Consider the following 19540-nt stretch of genomic DNA (forward strand, 5'->3'; position numbering starts at 1 on the left):
AATTCCAAAATGGAGAAAAAATATGAATGGAAAATATTTTTATTTTGCACTAACGGCTTTTTTTGGCGTGCTTAGCTCCCTAATTAAATTTCTTCCTTTTTTTATTTTAATGGTCATCTACCTTTATCTTCTTTTTAAGTTTAAAAGATTTACTAAAAATCAACTTGTGCTCGTGATTGGTTTCTTTTGCGCCTTTTTGCTGATTGGACGGCACACTGTAGTGACAAATCAATCGGTCATTCCTGAAGCAGCGGCCACCTTCTATCTTGAATTTACTCTAGATCCAAAAATCGATGGCGACCTGCTGCAGGTACAGGCCGCCGATAAAAGATACAAAGAAAAACTTCTTATTCGGTACAAAATAAAGTCGGAACAAGAAAAAGAAATGCTACAGGGGCAAAGCTTTTATAGTCTTATTTGCGGGGTGTCAGGCACCTTAAAGAAACCTTCAATTGCAAAAAATCCCAATGGCTTTAATTACCGAAGCTATCTCACTTCGAAGCGGATTTATTGGATAGCGGAAATTGAGGGAAATCCACTGCAAAATTGTTCCGCAATGAAGGGTTCCCCGCTGGTCATGATTAAACAGCTTCGGTTTTCCGGTACGCACTACCTTGAAGATCATTTCCCTCCAGAAATAGCCTCGCTGTCGGCCGCTTTAATTTTTGGTGACAGAAGTATGCTGGGTGCCGATGTGTTAGGAGATTATCAAAAAACCGGTATTGTCCACTTATTAGCCATTTCAGGACTTCATGTTTCACTGTTAATCGGAATGGTTTTTTATCTTGGGATCCGAATCGGATTAACAAGACAATGGATGACAAATTTCCTGCTAATGCTATTACCTATTTACGTGATCCTGACAGGTGCCTCTGCATCCGTCATTCGGGCAGCCTTAATGATTTTCCTCGTGTTACTAACAGTCAAATGGAAAAGCCGCCTTAAACTTTTACCGATTGATGCGATTAGCCTAGCCTTTATGCTTTATTTGTTCTTAGACCCGCTGGTCATTTTTGATGTTGGTTTCGCGCTATCTTTCTCGGTAAGTCTTGTGATCATTTTATCCGCACCGTATATCCTCCAGCGATATCAGAAAAATATAGGACGGATGCTAGCAACATCGATAACGGCCCAATTGGCTGCACTTCCATTATTACTGTATTATTACTTCGAAGTTTCAATGGTAGGAATATTCGCCAATATGTTGTATATCCCGCTTTTTTCTTTTGTCTATCTCCCGGGACTGTATCTATTGTTTATAATCCAATTCTTGTTTGGAAAAACTCCGTCACTCTTCATTTATCTTTTTTCAAAAATCATAAACTTTGCAAATCTTCTTATTGATTATCTGGCGCACTTTTCTTTTGTCCGTTTTATTCCAGGGAGGCCCAATTTGCTTTATCTTGCCGTTTATCTTGTCATCATCATCGCCATTTTTTATATCTGGGAATCTTGGACCTTCCCGAAAAGGAAAGAGAGGCTAATTATATTAATCGTTATCTTATTCACCTTTCAAAATGGCTTGAACTGGTTAAATCCTTACGGTGAGGTGACGATGATTGATGTAGGCCAGGGTGATAGTATCTTGATTCATCTACCGTATGGAAAGGGGACCTATCTTATTGATACGGGTGGAACACTCCACTTTGCTGAGGAAAAGTGGAGAATGCGTGCTAAACCGTATGAAGTGGGCCGGGATGTGGTTGTTCCATATCTAAAAGGCAAAGGAATTACCAAGATTGACAAATTAATTTTGACACATGGTGATATGGACCATATTGGTGGAAGTTTTTCGATTCTAAAGGAAATAAAGGTAAAAGAAATTCTGATGCCCTCTGTCGTCGAACCATCTTCAACTGAATTGGCCGTCATTCAGGAGGCACAGAAAAATGGAATTCCGGTTAGAAAAGTATCAGTCGGGGATCAATGGAAAAGTAAGGGGAATGAGTTTCATATCCTTTCACCTGAAAGAAATTTTGCTGGTGACCGTAACAGCGGGTCAATCGCTTTATTTGCGCAGGTTGGGGAGGTGAATTGGTTTTTTGGCGGGGATCTTGACCAAGAAGGGGAATTGAACATAATAAAAAAATATCCTCACTTGACGGTTGATGTCCTTAAAGCAGGCCATCATGGAAGTAAAACTTCAAGTGCAGAAGCATTCATCGATCAATTAAAACCTAGTGTTGCCTTAATTTCTGCGGGTGAAAACAATCGTTTTGGCCATCCCCATCAAGAGGTCCTCGACCGGTTAGGGGAAACAAAGACGATGATTTATCGAACCGATCTGCAAGGAGCGATAACCTACCGATTTTATCGCGGAAAAGGAACCTTTTTAACCTTTTTACCATAGGATATAGGGCAATCATAATTTTGGGAAATAACAAAATAAAAAAAGACTGCACCGTTTGCAGCCTCTTAGATTACACATATGTAACAATAAATTATGAACCGATTAGCTTAATGACTGTTGCAATAATAAACATTAAGGCAAAAAAGCCAAATGAAGCTCCAAATGCTACCCCAGAATCAATTGCATCGTTCCGTGTACATTGCACATCTTTTTCAAATTCATTCACAGTCGACCCCTCCTATTTCACATATAGTATAAGCCATTCTCTTAAAAAAATCCAGCCTGCTTCAAAATTGCTTTCCTGTACTGACAAGAGTTGTCAAAGTAGTTTGACTCTCAAAAGGCTACACTATAATTACTAAAAGGAACCCCGCCAGGCAATAAAGGAACCTAGGGCTTTTGTTGCAGGCGTTCATATAGATAGGGAATTGGCACTTTTTAGAAAGGTGCTAATTCCCTTTTAGTACTTGTCAAATTGTCTAAGCTTCTTTACGATATATGTGAGGAAACGAAGGGGAGCGCTAGACAAATGGTATTAGAAAGTTGGAAAAAAATTAAACAGGGGGAAATTGCTCCTATTTATTTATTATTTGGAACAGAGGCATTTTTAATTAATGAAACAAAGCAATTACTTCTTAACCATATTTTAGACGAAGAAGAAAGGGATTTTAACTTTTCAGTGTATGATTTGGAGGAAACGCCGATTGAGGCGGCATTAGAGGATGCAGAGACATTTCCCTTTTTAGGAGAAAAAAAGGTAATTTTTTTACATAACCCCGCTTTTTTAACAGCGGAAAGGTCAAAAGAAAAGATTGATCATAATTTAGCGAGGTTCGAATTGTATTTGCGGGAGCCAGCGCCATATACGGTCATGGTTATTTCAGCACCCTATGAAAAATTGGATGAACGAAAGAAAATTACCAAGGAATTAAAAAGAAACGCTGAATTAGTTGAAGCAAAAAAATTAAAAGAATATGAATTGAAAAACTGGGTAAAAGATCGAGCGAAAAGCAGTGGAATAGAATTCGAACCTAATGCGATTGAGCAATTGATAGGACTTGTAGGAACAAATATGTTTATGATTTCCAGTGAAGTGGATAAATTAGCCTTGTACGCTGCGGGGGAAAAAAGAATCAATGCAGACCTTGTGGAAAAATTAGTCGCTCGTTCGCTTGAGCAAAATATTTTTACTTTGATTGAAAAGGTAGTCCAGCGGAAATTGGATGAAGCGTTAAGGATTTATTATGATTTGTTAAAGCAAAATGAAGAACCAATAAAAATCTTAGCCTTGCTTGCGGGCCAATTTAGGTTGATTTACCAAGTGAAGGAACTGTCGAGAAGAGGGTATGGGCAGCAGCAAATGGCAGGTTTCCTGAAAACGCACCCGTTCCGGGTCAAGCTTGCAGCAGGCCACGCGCAAAAATTTACTGATGAAGAATTGGCTAACTTAATGGATCTGCTTGCAGAAGCCGACTATCAAATGAAAACAGGCGGCATGCATAAATCATTATTAATTGAGATGTTATTATTCCGCTTGAAAAGATAAAAAAACGATTCCCGTTAAAGGAATCGTTTTTTTGCTTAATTACAATGCGTTTGTTTTTTTCATTAGACGAGATTTTTTACGGGCAGCAGCATTTTTGTGGATTAGACCTTTTGCAGCAGCCTTGTCTAATTTGCTAGTCGCAGTTACTAATGCTTCCTTTGCAGCCGCAGCATCGTTAAGTGTAATAGCAGCTTCTACTTTCTTAACAGCAGTACGAGTTGCAGATTTAACAGTTGTATTTTGAGCGTTACGAGCTTCGTTTGTTTTTACGCGCTTAATAGCAGATTTAATATTAGGCATTACTTTCACCTCCTACAAAGAATCGAGACTATATGAACTCGACTAAACATCATTAATAATAATTCAGAACAAGAAGTATTTTATCAAACGAATGGTTATTTTGCAATACTTGTTTAATGGAAAAGGGGCGGAGCACTGCAAAAATTGAATAAGGTAAAGTTAAGTACTAATCTCACCGTCTTTATATTAATTGCATGATTTAAGTGGAAAGGGGGAAAAATAGGAAATAGTTTCTATTTTTAGCTGATTTTAAATGGGAGTGATTAGGAATGAGTGAGTCTGTTGACTTAAGTCAGTATTCTGTTCGAACGGATTTGGCAATTGAGGCAAGGGAAATGGTCATTGCCGGCATGTCAGGAACAGTGGAGCAGGAGGAAAACCTTTCGCAAATTGAAGGTGTCATCATCAAGGAAAAAGAAGTCGATGATATAAAAGTTTCATTAGTTGAGGTGACCAAACAGGGAGAATCACAGCTTGGTAAAAAGGCCGGCCGATATTTAACAATGGAAGTGCAGGGAATTCGCCAGCAAAACACGGAGGTCCAAAAGGAGGTGGAGGAGATTTTTGCAAGGGAATTTGCGCACTTTTTAGAAGGCACTGGGATTAAGAAAACAGATTCATGTCTTGTTGTCGGGCTCGGCAATTGGAATGTCACCCCAGATGCCCTTGGACCAATGGTTTGTGAAAACTTGCTGATTACCCGTCACCTGTTTCAGCTTCAGCCGGAAAATGTCGAAGAGGGATATCGCTCTGTCAGTGCCATTTCGCCTGGTGTTATGGGACTGACTGGGATTGAGACAAGCGATATTATTTTTGGGCTCGTAGAAAATACAAAACCCGATTTTGTGATTGCGATCGATGCCCTGGCATCAAGGTCAATTGAAAGGGTAAATTCAACCATCCAAATTTCTGATACGGGTATTCATCCCGGTTCCGGTGTCGGTAATAAAAGAAAGGAATTGAGTAAAGAAACTTTGGGGATTCCTGTCATTGCGATTGGGGTTCCAACGGTTGTTGATGCGGTGTCGATCACAAGTGATACGATTGATTTTATTCTAAAACATTTTGGGAAAGAGCTTAGGGAAGGCAATCGACCTTCAAGGGCACTTGCTCCGGCTGGGATGAGTTTCGGTGAAAAAAGAAAGCTTACCGAAGCGGACATGCCTGAAGAAAAGCATCGAAAAACCTTTTTAGGAATGATTGGTACACTCCCAGATGATGAAAAAAGGAAGTTAATTTATGAGGTTTTGTCCCCGATTGGACATAATTTAATGGTCACCCCAAAGGAAGTGGATGTCTTTATAGAGGATATGGCAAACCTGATTGCAAACGGACTGAATTCCTCGCTTCACAGTGCCATTGATCAGGAGAATGCTGGATTTTATACGAAATAAAAGGACCTCGACCTAGTCTATTATTCGTTAAACGAGCACTTCCGCTTTTCTTTTGGTTCTATCATTTCTAGTAACATCATATGATTTACTAGAATCCGTTTTGCGAGGTGGAACCATGAAAAATAGAACTTCTGGAACGTTTATTATGGTGCAAGGGACAAGTTTGCTTAAAGCTGCGGCATTACTGTTTTTATTTTTGCTATTGATTTTCTCTATTAGTGGATTATTAACCTCATTAAAGCCACAATATCGCCCGATTTCTTCTTCCGTAAACGAGGCTGCGGCCCATGTGAACGGAGAACTGCTCTATCAATTAATCGGCTGGGAAAATCATCATTTTTTAAAGGTGGAAAATAATTGGGCAACGGCCCCGAAAATGACCAGTTTGGTATTTAAACTGGCGAGCAATATTAATTTAAATGATCCACGAAGCCTTCTAGGCAGAGAGCTTCCCGGATTTTTTCAATTTGATGGAAAAATTGTTGTCGCTGGTGAGGGGGCAAATTATACAAATATGCCGATTGAGTCCGCACCGCCGATTGAGATCATGAAAGCTGAACGGGAAGCAGCGTTGCAGAATTTAGATGGTATTGAAAATCCTTCCGGTGAAAAGACGCCTGCCGCGCCCGGGCAAACAACAGGTAAGCATAAGGTGGTATATATCTACTTTACGCATAATCGCGAATCCTATATACCATATTTAAAAGATGTAAACAATCCTGACAATGCCTATCATTCACAATTAAATGTCACAAAAGTTGGCGAACAATTAAAAACGAGCTTAGAAGATCGAGGAATTGGGACGTTCGTTGATAAAACGGATGTCCAAGCGAACTTAAATAAAAAAGGGTTAAATTATGCGCAATCGTACCAGGAATCACGCTCAGTCGTCCAGACAGCTATGGCTTCCAATCGTGATTTACATTATCTAATCGATATTCATCGTGATTCACAGCGGAGAGGCGTCACAACCATTGATATTAAGGGAAAATCCTATGCCAAACTTGATTTTGTAATCGGTGGTAAAAACCCCAATTACGAAAAGAATTTAAAACTAGCAAAAGATCTCCACGAGCTTTTACAAAAAAAATATAAGGGCTTAAGCAGGGGCGTTTTATTGAAAAAAGGTACCGGGTCGAATGGTGTCTATAATCAAAACCTTTCTGAAAGTGCGATTTTGATTGAATTTGGCGGGGTTGATAATACCTTTGAAGAGTTAAACCGTTCAGCGGATGCTCTTGCAGATGTGTTTAGTGAATATTACTGGCAGGCAGAAAAGGTAAACAAGGATGTTGACCAATCAAGCAGCAAACAATAGTGAAGAAGGAGCATTTTTATGAAAATGTTTATGTTTAAAAGCGTATGCTTAGCAGCAATCATGCTCATTTGCGTTTTGACAGGCATGCAGTTAGCAAATGGCGGAATTCATAAAATGAAGGGTTACGACGATCCGAATTTTCAAAATGCTGTCTCCATTAATGAAACGGATAAAAACTTGACGGGCACTTTTCTCGGAAATGACATCTCAAGTCACGATCTGGAAGCGAAGAAGAAGAAACTTGAGGAAATAAGTGCTTATAATTTTTTCTCTTCGATGGGGAAGAAAATGTCCGAAGGGATTTCTAGTGCATCTGAAAAAATGGTTCATCTGATCGCTAAGTAAGGATGTTAAAGCGGCACCTCGTGGTTGCCGCTATTTTTTTTTGAAAAATGATAGGAATTTTACTTTTCATTGAATCTTGAAAGTCGTGCTGATATAATCAACAATAGTGTAAATGCGTGAGTATAGTAGGAGTGAACTACCATGAATAGAGAAGATAGACTTAAACGACAATCAAAAATAAGAAATTTCTCGATTATTGCCCATATTGATCATGGGAAATCAACATTGGCTGACCGTATCTTGGAAAAGACCAATGCGTTAACATCTCGTGAAATGAAAGACCAGCTATTGGACTCAATGGACCTTGAAAGAGAACGCGGGATTACGATTAAATTAAATGCCGTACAGTTAAAATACAAAGCAAAAGATGGAGAAGAATATATTTTCCATTTAATTGATACACCGGGACACGTCGACTTTACCTATGAGGTATCAAGGAGCCTTGCAGCTTGTGAAGGGGCCGTTTTAGTCGTTGACGCTGCGCAGGGAATTGAAGCGCAGACACTAGCAAATGTCTATCTTGCCCTTGATAACGACCTTGAAATTTTGCCAGTCATTAATAAAATCGATTTGCCAAGTGCTGACCCTGAGCGGGTTCGTAATGAAATAGAGGAAGTCATCGGCCTGGACGCTTCGGAAGCCGTGTTAGCCTCTGCGAAAGCTGGCATCGGGATAGAAGATATTCTGGAACAAGTCGTTGAAAAAGTTCCAGCACCTGCGGGAGATCCGGAAGCGCCTTTAAAGGCATTGATTTTCGATTCCCTATATGATGCATATCGCGGCGTTGTCGCCTACATCCGTGTTGTTGATGGAACCATAAAGGTCGGTGACAAGGTAAGAATGATGGCTACTGGGAAAGAATTTGAAGTAAATGAAGTAGGGGTCTTCTCACCAAAAGCGACGATGCTTGAGGAGTTAACCGTTGGTGATGTTGGCTTTTTATCAGCATCCATTAAAAATGTTGGTGACACTCGTGTTGGTGATACGATTACCAATGCAAAAAATGGGGCAACGGAAGCACTTCCTGGCTACCGTAAGCTCAACCCAATGGTATATTGCGGGTTATACCCAATCGATACCGCTAAATTTAATGACCTGCGTGAAGCACTTGAAAAGCTGCAGTTAAATGATTCCTCACTTCAATTTGAACCGGAAACCTCGCAAGCGCTCGGCTTCGGTTTCCGCTGTGGGTTTTTAGGACTGCTTCATATGGAAATCATTCAAGAACGGATTGAGCGAGAGTTCAAAATCGATTTAATTACGACAGCACCAAGTGTTATCTATCACGTTCATATGACAGATGGTTCAGAATTGAAAGTGGATAATCCGTCGGACTTACCGGATCCACAAAAGATAGAACGTGTCGAAGAGCCGTATGTTAAAGCAACAATGATGGCTCCGAATGATTATGTTGGTACGATTATGGAGCTATGCCAGCTCAAACGGGGAATTTTCGTTAATATGGAGTACCTGGCTGAAAATAGGGTAAGCATCATTTATGAGATGCCATTAGCGGAAATTGTCTATGATTTCTTTGATCAATTGAAATCAAGCACAAGGGGTTATGCATCCTTCGACTACGAGCTGATTGGTTATAAACCATCCAAGCTTGTTAAGATGGATATCTTACTAAATGCAGAAAAAGTAGATGCGTTAAGCTTTATCGTTCATAATGATTTTGCCTATGAGCGTGGAAAAATCATTGTTGAAAAACTGAAGGAACTAATTCCAAGACAGCAGTTTGAGGTGCCAATTCAAGCAGCCATCGGCCAAAAAATTGTTGCTCGGTCAACGATTAAAGCGATGCGTAAAAACGTATTAGCAAAATGCTACGGCGGAGATATCTCCCGAAAACGTAAATTGCTCGAAAAGCAAAAAGAAGGTAAGAAGCGGATGAAACAAGTCGGCTCAGTTGAAGTACCGCAAGAAGCGTTTATGGCAGTATTAAAAATGGATGATAGCAATACAAAAAAATAAACTAGCATGAGGTTAGGACGTGCCTGCTAACAGGCATTCTAGCCTCTTTTTGTTACGAATAGAGGTGTTCTAACATGATTAAAGCGGCGTATCTACATATCCCTTTTTGTGAGCATATTTGTCATTATTGTGATTTTAATAAAGTGTTTCTCAAGGGGCAGCCTGTTGATGACTATTTGCAGGCACTAGATCAGGAAATGAAGATGACCCTTCACGAATATCCATCGAACCAACTGCAAACCATTTTTGTCGGCGGCGGGACGCCAACGTCGTTAAATGAGCAGCAGCTCTTTCAATTTTGTGAAAGTATTAACAGGAACCTGCCAAAGAGTGAAACGCTGGAATTCACTTTCGAAGCGAATCCGGGTGACTTAACGAAGCAAAAGTTACAAATATTAAAAGAGGCTGGTGTTAACCGGCTAAGCCTTGGTGTGCAGACCTTTAATGAGGAATTACTAAAAAAAATCGGCCGTGTCCATAAAGCGAAAGACGTGTATCAAACAATTGAAAACGCAAAAACAATTGGATTTGAAAATATCAGTATTGATCTTATTTTTAGTTTGCCTGGGCAAACAATTATTGATTTGAAAGAATCGTTAAAAGAAGCCTTTTCGCTTGATATCACGCATTACTCTGCTTATTCCTTAATCATTGAACCGAAGACAGTTTTTTATAACCTTATGAAAAAAGGCAAACTGCCAACGCCTGGTGAGGATGTAGAAGCGGCGATGTATGAACTTTTGATGGAGGAAATGGAAAAGCACGGATTTAAACAATATGAAATAAGTAATTTTTCAAAACCGGGCTTTGAGTCACAGCATAATTTAACCTATTGGAATAACGATTCCTATTATGGTTTTGGGGCTGGCGCGCATAGCTATTTGAATGGAATCAGACGGTCAAATATCGGCCCATTAAAAAGATATATGGACCAAATAAATGGTGGCGCACTTCCTATTTTTGAAGACCATCAAACATCGAGAGCAGAACAAATGGAGGAAGAAATGTTCTTAGGTTTACGAAAAACCGAGGGTGTATCGATTTCTCGTTTTATTGCTAAATTTAGCCAGGACCCGCTTGCGCTATTTAAGGATGAATTAGCGGATTTAACTGCCAAACATTGGGTAGAAGTGAGCGATGAGCATATTTATTTAACAAAAAAAGGCCGTCTTTTAGGGAATGAAGTCTTTCAGGCATTTTTAGGTGCAGTCTAACAGTGGTATTTCCACTTTTCTTTTTGATTGACATCATCCCCCTTTATTTGATAATTTATTAGTATAATTAGCACTCGGTAACTTGGAGTGCTAACAGGGGTGATGAATGTTGTTAACAGATCGTCAATTGCTAATTCTTCAGGTTATTGTTGATGACTTTATTCGATCTGCCCAACCAGTCGGCTCTAGAAGTTTGTCGAAAAAGGAGGAAATTTCCTTCAGTTCGGCAACGATTCGCAATGAAATGGCCGACCTTGAAGAGTTGGGATATATTGAAAAGACGCATACTTCCTCAGGGCGTATTCCATCTGAACAAGGTTATCGCTATTATGTTGATCATTTACTATCGCCTCAAGTTTTAAATCAACAGGATATATCGATTATTCAGTCGATTTTCGCAGAGAAAATCTTTGAATTTGAAAAGATTATTCAAAGGTCGGCAAAAATTTTATCAGAACTGACCAATTATACTTCGATTGTCCTAGGACCAGCCGTAAGTATTAATAAGTTGAAAAAGATTCAAATCATTCCGTTAAACAAAGAAACAGCAGTTGCTATTTTTGTGACGGATACAGGCCATGTTGAAAACCGTACTTTTTCATTACCGGCATCGGTGGATGCCAGTGATTTAGAAAAAACGGTTAATATTTTGAACGACCGTTTAGCAGGGGTTTCTCTCGAAGACCTGAACGATAAGATTTATAAGGAAGTAGCGATGCTCTTAAGACAGCATATCCATAATTATGATTTAATGCTCCATTCGATTGCCGATTCCTTAAAAATGCCAGCAACGGAAAAGCTTTTTTTCGGTGGAAAAACCAATATATTAAGCCAGCCAGAATTTCATGACATTACCAAAATCCGCAGTCTGCTAACGATGATTGACCAGGAAGAATGGATATATAATTTAATCAGAAAAGAATCGGCAGGTATCCATATCAAAATCGGCAGAGAAAACAATAATAGTATCATGGATAATTGCAGTTTAATTACAGCTACCTATTCCGCTGGGCTTGAAAATTTAGGAACGATTGCCATCCTTGGTCCTACAAGAATGGAGTATTCACGGGTGATTAGCTTGCTGCAATTTTTAAGCAAGGATTTAACGGCAGTTTTAACCAAGCTGTATCAAAATAAGTAGCACGGGTAATAGTGAATAAGGGTGAAATGCCTTTAAAGTTTCACTTCTTTTACCATGGATATGACATGATTTTTAAAAAATAAACAAATGCTTTAAGGGAGGTGAGTAAGTTGACAATGGAAAAAAACAATACAATTAATGAAGAGGTAGAAATGGAAGGTTCTGAAAAAGTAGAACTTACCGATGAAATAGCGGTTGAACCTGTTTTTGATGAAAAGGAAACAACGGAACAAGCGGTTATAGACCCCATTGACGAACAGCAGCAGGAAATTCAACTGCTGAAGGAGCAAGTAGAGGCGTCAGAAAATCGGTATCTAAGACTACAAGCAGATTTTGATAATTTCCGCCGCCGCACTAGATTGGATCAAGAAGCGGGCGAAAAATATAGAGCGCAAAAGTTAATTACAGATTTACTGCCTTCATTAGACAATTTTGAAAGAGCAATGAAAATAGAGGCAGACGGTGAACAAACAAAATCACTGCTTCAAGGGATGGACATGATTTATCGCAGTTTATTAGATGCCTTGAAAAATGAAGGCGTTGAACCGATAGAAGCAGTCGGTAAAGAGTTTGATCCGCATCAGCATCAGGCTGTAATGCAGGGTGAAGATGAAAACTATGGCTCAAACATTGTTACAGATGAATTTCAAAAAGGTTATTTGCTTAAAGACCGAGTCATTCGCCCGGCAATGGTGAAGGTAAATCAATAAATCTACATATTTTTTTCTAGGAGGAAAAGGCAATGAGTAAAATTATCGGTATTGACCTTGGTACAACAAACTCTTGTGTGTCTGTGCTAGAAGGCGGAGAACCAAAAGTAATTCCAAATCCAGAAGGTAACCGTACAGCTCCATCCGTTATAGCGTTTAAAAATGGAGAACGCCAAGTTGGAGAAGTAGCAAAACGTCAAGCCATTACCAACCCAAATACGATTATGTCAATCAAACGTCATATGGGCACAAATTATAAAGTGGAGATTGAAGGCAAAGAGTACACTCCACAAGAATTGTCTGCCATCATTCTTCAATATTTGAAATCATATGCGGAAGATTATCTTGGCGAACCAGTAACGAAGGCAGTTATTACGGTACCTGCTTACTTTAATGATGCTGAGCGTCAAGCAACGAAGGATGCAGGAAAAATTGCTGGTCTTGAAGTAGAGCGTATTATCAATGAGCCAACGGCTGCCGCGCTTGCTTATGGATTAGACAAAACGGATCAAGATCAAACCATTCTTGTTTATGACCTTGGCGGTGGTACATTTGACGTTTCTATTCTTGAACTAGGAGACGGTGTATTCCAAGTTAAATCAACCGCCGGTGATAATCGCCTTGGCGGAGACGACTTTGACCAGGTTATTATTGATTATCTCGTCGATCAATTCAAAAAAGAAAATGGGATTGACCTTGCGCAAGATAAAATGGCATTACAACGCTTAAAGGATGCCGCTGAAAAAGCGAAAAAAGATTTATCAGGTGTGACTACAACACAAATTTCGCTTCCATTTATCACTGCTGGTGCAGCTGGCCCGCTTCACCTTGAGGTTACATTATCAAGAACAAAATTTGATGAAATATCTGCGAACCTTGTTGAACGGACAATGGGTCCAACTCGTCAAGCACTAAGTGATGCAGGCTTGTCGCCATCAGAAATTGATAAAGTAATCCTTGTTGGTGGTTCAACACGTATTCCTGCTGTTCAAGAAGCGATTAAAAAAGCAACAGGACAAGAGCCGCACCGCGGTGTTAACCCGGATGAAGTAGTTGCAATGGGTGCAGCTATTCAGGGTGGGGTTATTACAGGTGATGTTAAGGATGTAGTCTTACTTGATGTTACTCCATTATCGCTTGGTATCGAAACAATGGGCGGCGTATTTACGAAGTTAATCGATCGTAATACAACAATTCCTACATCGAAATCACAGGTGTTCTCAACTGCTGCTGACAGTCAAACAGCTGTTGATATCCATGTTCTTCAAGGGGAACGTCCAATGGCAGCAAACAATAAAACATTAGGCCGTTTCCAATTATCGGATATTCCGCCGGCGCCACGCGGAGTTCCACAAATCGAGGTAAACTTCGATATTGACAAAAATGGTATCGTCAATGTTCGTGCGAAAGATTTAGGAACAAATAAAGAGCAGCAAATTACCATCAAGTCTTCAACCGGTTTATCTGACGAAGAAATTCAACAAATGGTCAGAGAAGCGGAAGAAAATGCAGATGCTGATAAACAACGTAAAGAAGAAGTGGAACTTCGTAATGAAGCAGACCAACTTGTCTTTACAACCGAAAAGACCTTAAAGGACCTTGAAGGTAAGGTAGATGCAGGTGAAGTGGCAAAAGCGAATGAAGCGAAGGATGCTCTAAAAGAAGCAATTGAGAAAAACGATCTGGAAGAAATTCGTGCTAAAAAGGATGCATTACAAGAAATCGTTCAAGCCTTGACAGTTAAGCTTTATGAAGAAGCAGCTAAGCAAGCCCAGGCTGCCCAGGGTGGTCAAGAAGCAGGAGATTCAGCTGCGAAGAACGACGATGTTGTCGATGCGGAGTTTGAAGAAGTAAAAGACGATAAATAAAACTCAAAAAGCACAAGTGGCTAGGCTGTTCAAGCTAGACGGTTACCATGCTAAATGTTCAAAGGAAAAGTCAAAGTCAGAACTAGGGGCTTTGGCTTTTTTTATTGCATTTGTTAGCTTAGCGATGATACAATAATCTTTATGTGACATATTCGGGAGTGGGTAATCATGAGTAAACGGGATTACTATGAAGTGCTTGGAATTAGTAAAAGTGCTTCAAAGGATGAAATAAAAAAGGCCTATCGAAAGCTTTCAAAACAATATCATCCAGATATCAATAAAGAAGCTGATGCGGCTGATAAATTTAAGGAAATAACTGAAGCTTATGAAATATTAAGCGATGATCAAAAAAAGGCACAGTATGACCAATTCGGCCATACCGATCCAAACCAAGGCTTTGGCGGCGGTGGCGGCGGCTTTGGTGGTTTTGAAGATATCTTTAATACCTTTTTTGGCGGCGGTGGCGGCTCAAGAAGACGTGATCCAAATGCACCAAGACAAGGAGCAGATCTTCAGTACACAATGACTGTCTCTTTTGAAGAAGCAGCGTTTGGTAAAGAAACAGATATTGAAATCCCACGTGAAGAAACATGTGGTACATGCCATGGGTCTGGTGCGAAGCCAGGAACGAAACCGGAAACATGTCAGCATTGCCAAGGAACAGGGCAATTAAATGTTGAACAAAATACCCCATTTGGCAGAATTGTTAATCGACGTACATGTCACCACTGTAATGGTACCGGGAAAGAAATTAAACAAAAATGTTCGACCTGCGGTGGGGCAGGGAAAGTACAAAAGCGTAAGAAGATTCATGTCAAAATCCCTGCGGGTATTGATGACGGTCAGCAGCTTCGCATGACAGGTCAAGGGGAAGCTGGGTTTAATGGCGGACCAGCAGGAGACCTTTATGTGGTTTTCCAAGTACGCCAACATGAGTTTTTTGAAAGAGATGGCGATGATATTTATTGTGAAATGCCAATCACCTTTGTGCAAGCATCTTTGGGTGATGAGATCGAAGTACCGACCTTGCATGGGAAAGTGAAGCTAAAAGTTCCTGCAGGTACACAGACAGGAAAGAAATTCCGTTTAAAAGGAAAAGGTGTTCCTAATGTCCGTGGATATGGCGTAGGAGATCAATATATTCTTGTCCGAATTATTACACCTACGAAGCTTTCAGACAAACAAAAAGCGCTTCTAAAAGAATTTGCGGAGCTAAGTGGTTCTTCTCCGATTGGTGAACATGAAGAAAGTTTCTTCTCAAAGGTAAAACGTGCCTTTAAAAGCGAATAAGGATTGGAGTTGGTAGATGTGAAATGGTCCGAAATCAGTATTCACACGACAAATGAGGCGATTGAACCTATTTCTCATATTTTGCATGAAGCAGGGGCGAGCGGTGTAGTCATTGAAGATCCCTTCGAATTGACGAAGGAACGAGAAGATCAATTCGGGGAAATCTACCAACTCAATCCTGACGATTATCCGGAGGAAGGCGTCATTGTAAAAGCTTACTTGCCGGTCAATAGTTTTTTAGGGGAAACCGTAGATGCCATTAAGGAATCGATTAATAATTTACTGATTTATAATATTGATATTGGGAAAAACGATGTAACAATTAGTGAAGTAAACGAAGAAGAATGGGCGACTGCTTGGAAAAAGTATTATCATCCTGTGAAAATTTCCGAGCGGTTTACGATTGTTCCAACTTGGGAGGTTTACACCCCAGTCAGCAGTGATGAATTAATCATTGAATTAGATCCCGGAATGGCATTTGGAACAGGGACACATCCGACAACTGTCTTGTGTATTCAAGCACTTGAAACAATCGTTCGTCCTGGTGATCGAGTAATTGATGTTGGAACCGGGTCAGGCGTGTTAAGTATAGCGGCAGCTATGCTTGGGGCCGAAGATGTTCGGGCTTTTGACCTTGACGAGGTGGCAGTAACGACAGCAAGGGTTAACATCAAGCTGAATAAAGTGAATGATCGGGCATCTACATCACAAAACAATCTGCTAGATGGCGTTGAAGAAAATTCAGCCGACGTAATTGTAGCGAATATTTTAGCTGAGGTTATTTTAAGGTTTACCGAGGATGCAGCGAAAGTTGTCAAACCTGGCGGGTCTTTCATTGCATCGGGAATTATCCTGCAGAAAAAAGATCAGGTCAAAGATGCGATCGTGGCAGCCGGTTTTGAAATATCTGAAACGATTCTAATGGAAGATTGGGTTGCGATTATTGCCAAGAGGATATAATTGTTAAAAAAGGGGCATCCATACCCCTTTTTTTAATGTCTTACTTTTAAATCGGGGACTTCTTTAGTAAAATAAGGAGTAAAATGTTTTTAGAGAGGGTGCAAAAGTGTGCAACGCTACTTTGTTAAACACCGAGCAATCGATGAGCGTTTTTCCATTGATGAAGATGACCGCCATCATATTGTCAAGGTTATGCGCATGCAAATAGGTGATCAGATTATTTGTGTGGATTCTGAAGGGAAACAAGCAGTTTGCAGGCTTGCAGAAATTACCGATACAAGTGTCGTTGCAGACGTTGTACAATGGAAAGATGAGGTTCCAGAGCTACCCATTTCAATTACCATTGCGAGCGGGCTGCCTAAAGGGGACAAGCTGGAATGGATTATTCAAAAAGGGACGGAACTAGGTGCCCATCAGTTTCTCCCATTTTCCGCAGCTCGTTCTGTCGTGAAATGGGATGAAAAAAAAGCAGCGAAGAAAATAGAGAGATGGCAAAAGATTGCTAAAGAAGCTGCTGAACAATCCCATCGTACTTTATTGCCTAAAGTTTTTAGCGCAGTAAGCTTTAAAGCACTGCTTGAAAAAAGCAATGATTTTCATTATAAATTAGCAGCCTTTGAAGAGGAGAGCAGGAATGGTGAAACATCTGTGCTTTCTTCAACTCTCAACCAAATGAAAAAAGGGGAGTCACTTCTTTTGGTGTTTGGACCAGAAGGGGGCTTAACCGATGACGAGGTTGGGCTACTAAGAAATAACGGTTTTGCGATTTGCGGGTTAGGCCCGCGAATTTTACGAACGGAAACAGCCCCATTATATGCACTAGCGGCCATTTCCTATCATTTTGAATTAATGAGGTGAGTAAACTTTGGCAACAGTTGCATTTCATACACTAGGATGTAAAGTAAATCACTATGAAACTGAAGCTATTTGGCAGTTGTTTAAACAAGAAGGCTACGAACGGGTAGAATTTGAGTCAATATCCGACGTTTATATTATTAATACATGTACGGTAACGAATACGGGCGACAAAAAAAGTCGTCAGGTCATTCGTCGTGCCGTTAGAAAAAATCCTGATGCAGTTATTTGTGTTACAGGCTGTTATGCCCAAACATCGCCAGCAGAAATTATGGCGATACCTGGTGTCGATATTGTTGTGGGTACACAGGATCGCGTCAAAATGCTTGATTATATTGAACAATATAAGCTAGAGCGCCAGCCGATTAATGGCGTCGGCAATATCATGAAAAACCGTGTCTACGAAGAATTGGATGTTCCTTCGTTTACAGACAGGACACGTGCCTCTTTAAAAATCCAAGAGGGATGCAATAATTTTTGTACCTTCTGCATTATTCCATGGGCACGCGGTTTAATGAGATCCCGTGATCCGAAGGAAGTTATTCGTCAAGCTCAGCAATTAGTGGATGCGGGTTACAAGGAAATTGTTTTGACTGGGATTCACACCGGCGGTTATGGAGAAGACATGAAGGACTACAATCTTGCCCTGTTGCTTCGTGACTTAGAAGCAGTAAAAGGGCTGGAACGTCTTCGCATTTCGTCGATTGAAGCGAGCCAAATTACAGATGAAGTGATTGAGGTTATTAAGCATTCGAATATCGTTGTCCGTCATTTGCATATTCCATTGCAATCTGGTTCTGACACCGTTCTAAAAAGAATGCGCCGTAAATATACGATGGAATTCTTTGGCGAAAGACTTGAGCGCCTAAGAGAAGTACTTCCTGGTCTAGCGGTTACCTCCGATGTAATTGTTGGATTCCCCGGGGAAACAGAAGAGGAATTTATGGAAACGTACAATTTTATTAACGAACATAAGTTCTCGGAGCTGCATGTATTCCCATATTCAAAACGGACAGGAACGCCCGCTGCCCGGATGGAGGATCAAGTTGATGAAGAAGTGAAAAATGAGCGGGTTCACCGTTTGATTTCCCTTTCGGACCAGCTGGCAAAAGAATATGCTTCGCAATTTGAAGGTGAAGTTTTGGAAGTGATTCCTGAAGAGGTCTCTGCGGTTGAAGTCAATTCAGGTATGTTGATGGGATATACTGATAATTACATGAAAGTTGTTTTTTCAGCTCCTGAAGATTTAATTGGTAAAATTGTTAAAGTTAAAATCAGCAAAGCAGGTTACCCATATAATGAGGGCCAATTTGTCCGGGTTGTTGAAGATTCAGCCTTGGCTAAGGAAGAAGTATTTAATAAAGAAGAAGCTGCTATTTAAGGAAAAAGGACCTATCGGGGTCCTTTTTTATTTTGGGTATGTTAAAGGTAGCAGCAAATTTCTGTTATCTTGAGAATTAAAATTGGAAGGAGCATACAAATATGACTACTACTAATGTTGCTGCAATGATTGATCACACCTTACTAAAGCCTGAAGCAACAAAAGAACAAATAGAAACTCTCTGCCTAGAGGCAAAAGAGAATAAGTTCTTTTCTGTTTGCGTAAACCCTACATGGGTAAAGATGTCAAAGGAGCTTTTACAAGGTAGTGGTGTGAAGGTTTGTACGGTTATTGGATTCCCTTTAGGCGCAACAACTTCAGAAACAAAAGCGTATGAAACGATAAATGCGATTGATCATGGTGCCGATGAGGTAGATATGGTAATTAATATTGGGGCATTAAGGGATCACAATGATGAGTTAGTGGAAAGTGATATCCATGCTGTTGTGGAGGCTGCAAAAGGCAGGGCGCTTACGAAAGTGATTATTGAAACAAGTCTTTTAAGTAAGGAAGAAAAAATTCGTGCCTGTGAGCTCTCAGTTAAAGCTGGGGCTGATTATGTAAAAACCTCCACAGGGTTCTCTTCAGGTGGAGCAACAATAGACGACATTGCCTTAATGCGGAAAACAGTAGGCCCTGACATTGGTGTCAAAGCTTCTGGCGGCGTACGAAGCACAGAGGATGCTGTGAAAATGATTGAAGCAGGCGCTACGAGGATAGGGGCTAGTTCAAGTGTAGCGATAATAAAGGGTTTAACTGTAACTTCAGATTATTAAATAGCTTTATCGTCATGTCATTAGGCAGTGTTAGGAAAAAATTGGCCGGTGAGCTCGCAATTTGAGGTTCAGAGTGCCCGTGGACGAGAAAAAAAGCTTGGTATGGGCACTGAGA

At 40.3% G+C, this 19540-nt stretch carries 17 protein-coding genes; 15 read left to right on the forward strand and 2 right to left on the reverse strand.

What is annotated here, in order from left to right; all coding sequences use genetic code 11:
* The first annotated feature begins 22 nt into the window (after positions 1–22).
* The gene (locus tag BSO02S_RS06195) at positions 23–2350 is read left to right on the forward strand and encodes a DNA internalization-related competence protein ComEC/Rec2 (RefSeq protein WP_066064040.1); all 2328 of its coding nucleotides are present in this window, start codon (positions 23–25) and stop codon (positions 2348–2350) included.
* 91 nt (positions 2351–2441) lie between these two features.
* On the opposite strand, the gene BSO02S_RS26185 is transcribed toward BSO02S_RS06195, so the two are convergent.
* On the reverse strand, positions 2442–2576 hold the full coding sequence (locus BSO02S_RS26185; protein WP_084374918.1) for a YqzM family protein: 135 nt from the start codon (positions 2574–2576) through the stop codon (positions 2442–2444).
* A 303-nt stretch (positions 2577–2879) separates the two neighbouring features.
* On the opposite strand from BSO02S_RS26185, the gene holA reads away from it, so the two are divergent.
* Positions 2880–3896 carry a DNA polymerase III subunit delta gene (gene holA / locus BSO02S_RS06200; protein WP_066064043.1) on the forward strand — a complete coding sequence of 339 codons (1017 nt, stop codon included), beginning with the start codon at positions 2880–2882 and terminating at the stop codon, positions 3894–3896.
* Positions 3897–3935: 39 nt separating this feature from the next.
* Here holA and rpsT read toward each other — a convergent pair whose 3' ends face one another.
* Entirely contained in the window at positions 3936–4196 is a 261-nt protein-coding gene (rpsT, locus tag BSO02S_RS06205; protein WP_066064046.1) for a 30S ribosomal protein S20, read from the reverse strand.
* 269 nt (positions 4197–4465) lie between these two features.
* On the opposite strand from rpsT, the gene gpr reads away from it, so the two are divergent.
* The 13 genes from gpr to deoC all read left to right on the forward strand — a co-directional run bounded on the left by gpr (position 4466) and on the right by deoC (position 19425).
* Entirely contained in the window at positions 4466–5590 is a 1125-nt protein-coding gene (gpr, locus tag BSO02S_RS06210; RefSeq protein ID WP_066064049.1) for a GPR endopeptidase, read from the forward strand.
* Between the two features lie 115 nt (positions 5591–5705).
* Positions 5706–6908, forward strand: coding sequence for a stage II sporulation protein P (gene spoIIP / locus BSO02S_RS06215; RefSeq protein WP_066064052.1), 1203 nt, complete (start codon positions 5706–5708; stop codon positions 6906–6908).
* An 18-nt stretch (positions 6909–6926) separates the two neighbouring features.
* Positions 6927–7253, forward strand: a complete 327-nt coding sequence (locus tag BSO02S_RS06220; RefSeq protein ID WP_066064055.1) for a DUF3679 domain-containing protein — start codon at positions 6927–6929, stop codon at positions 7251–7253.
* Between the two features lie 141 nt (positions 7254–7394).
* Positions 7395–9230: a translation elongation factor 4 gene (gene lepA / locus BSO02S_RS06225; protein ID WP_066064058.1), complete on the forward strand. Its 1836-nt coding sequence runs from the start codon at positions 7395–7397 to the stop codon at positions 9228–9230.
* Positions 9231–9304: 74 nt separating this feature from the next.
* Positions 9305–10444, forward strand: coding sequence for a radical SAM family heme chaperone HemW (hemW, locus tag BSO02S_RS06230; protein WP_066064061.1), 1140 nt, complete (start codon positions 9305–9307; stop codon positions 10442–10444).
* Between the two features lie 109 nt (positions 10445–10553).
* Complete coding sequence (gene hrcA, locus BSO02S_RS06235; RefSeq protein ID WP_066064097.1) at positions 10554–11585, forward strand: heat-inducible transcriptional repressor HrcA; 1032 nt, start codon at positions 10554–10556, stop codon at positions 11583–11585.
* Positions 11586–11701: 116 nt separating this feature from the next.
* Positions 11702–12295, forward strand: coding sequence for a nucleotide exchange factor GrpE (grpE, locus tag BSO02S_RS06240; protein ID WP_084374921.1), 594 nt, complete (start codon positions 11702–11704; stop codon positions 12293–12295).
* Positions 12296–12327: 32 nt separating this feature from the next.
* A complete protein-coding gene (dnaK, locus tag BSO02S_RS06245) occupies positions 12328–14163 on the forward strand; it encodes a molecular chaperone DnaK (protein ID WP_066064064.1) in 1836 nt (611 codons plus the stop codon).
* A 168-nt stretch (positions 14164–14331) separates the two neighbouring features.
* The gene (gene dnaJ / locus BSO02S_RS06250; protein WP_066064067.1) at positions 14332–15453 is read left to right on the forward strand and encodes a molecular chaperone DnaJ; all 1122 of its coding nucleotides are present in this window, start codon (positions 14332–14334) and stop codon (positions 15451–15453) included.
* 18 nt (positions 15454–15471) lie between these two features.
* Positions 15472–16413: a 50S ribosomal protein L11 methyltransferase gene (gene prmA, locus BSO02S_RS06255; protein WP_066064071.1), complete on the forward strand. Its 942-nt coding sequence runs from the start codon at positions 15472–15474 to the stop codon at positions 16411–16413.
* Between the two features lie 108 nt (positions 16414–16521).
* On the forward strand, positions 16522–17271 hold the full coding sequence (locus BSO02S_RS06260) for a 16S rRNA (uracil(1498)-N(3))-methyltransferase (RefSeq protein ID WP_066064074.1): 750 nt from the start codon (positions 16522–16524) through the stop codon (positions 17269–17271).
* Between the two features lie 7 nt (positions 17272–17278).
* Complete coding sequence (mtaB, locus tag BSO02S_RS06265) at positions 17279–18649, forward strand: tRNA (N(6)-L-threonylcarbamoyladenosine(37)-C(2))-methylthiotransferase MtaB (protein ID WP_066064077.1); 1371 nt, start codon at positions 17279–17281, stop codon at positions 18647–18649.
* 101 nt (positions 18650–18750) lie between these two features.
* On the forward strand, positions 18751–19425 hold the full coding sequence (gene deoC / locus BSO02S_RS06270; RefSeq protein ID WP_066064083.1) for a deoxyribose-phosphate aldolase: 675 nt from the start codon (positions 18751–18753) through the stop codon (positions 19423–19425).
* The last annotated feature ends 115 nt before the right edge of the window (positions 19426–19540 follow it).

The organism is Neobacillus soli NBRC 102451 (genome assembly GCF_001591665.1).
Classification (GTDB): domain Bacteria; phylum Bacillota; class Bacilli; order Bacillales; family Cytobacillaceae; genus Neobacillus; species Neobacillus soli.

Bases quoted from the DNA above. Each gene is read 5' to 3' on its own strand.
- BSO02S_RS06195 (WP_066064040.1), top strand. From the start codon at position 23: ATGAATGGAAAATATTTTTATTTTGCACTAACGGCTTTTTTTGGCGTG.
- holA (WP_066064043.1), top strand. From the start codon at position 2,880: ATGGTATTAGAAAGTTGGAAAAAAATTAAACAGGGGGAAATTGCTCCT.
- rpsT (WP_066064046.1), bottom strand. From the start codon at position 4,196: ATGCCTAATATTAAATCTGCTATTAAGCGCGTAAAAACAAACGAAGCT.
- gpr (WP_066064049.1), top strand. From the start codon at position 4,466: ATGAGTGAGTCTGTTGACTTAAGTCAGTATTCTGTTCGAACGGATTTG.
- spoIIP (WP_066064052.1), top strand. From the start codon at position 5,706: ATGAAAAATAGAACTTCTGGAACGTTTATTATGGTGCAAGGGACAAGT.
- BSO02S_RS06220 (WP_066064055.1), top strand. From the start codon at position 6,927: ATGAAAATGTTTATGTTTAAAAGCGTATGCTTAGCAGCAATCATGCTC.
- lepA (WP_066064058.1), top strand. From the start codon at position 7,395: ATGAATAGAGAAGATAGACTTAAACGACAATCAAAAATAAGAAATTTC.
- hemW (WP_066064061.1), top strand. From the start codon at position 9,305: ATGATTAAAGCGGCGTATCTACATATCCCTTTTTGTGAGCATATTTGT.
- grpE (WP_084374921.1), top strand. From the start codon at position 11,702: ATGGAAAAAAACAATACAATTAATGAAGAGGTAGAAATGGAAGGTTCT.
- dnaK (WP_066064064.1), top strand. From the start codon at position 12,328: ATGAGTAAAATTATCGGTATTGACCTTGGTACAACAAACTCTTGTGTG.
- dnaJ (WP_066064067.1), top strand. From the start codon at position 14,332: ATGAGTAAACGGGATTACTATGAAGTGCTTGGAATTAGTAAAAGTGCT.
- deoC (WP_066064083.1), top strand. From the start codon at position 18,751: ATGACTACTACTAATGTTGCTGCAATGATTGATCACACCTTACTAAAG.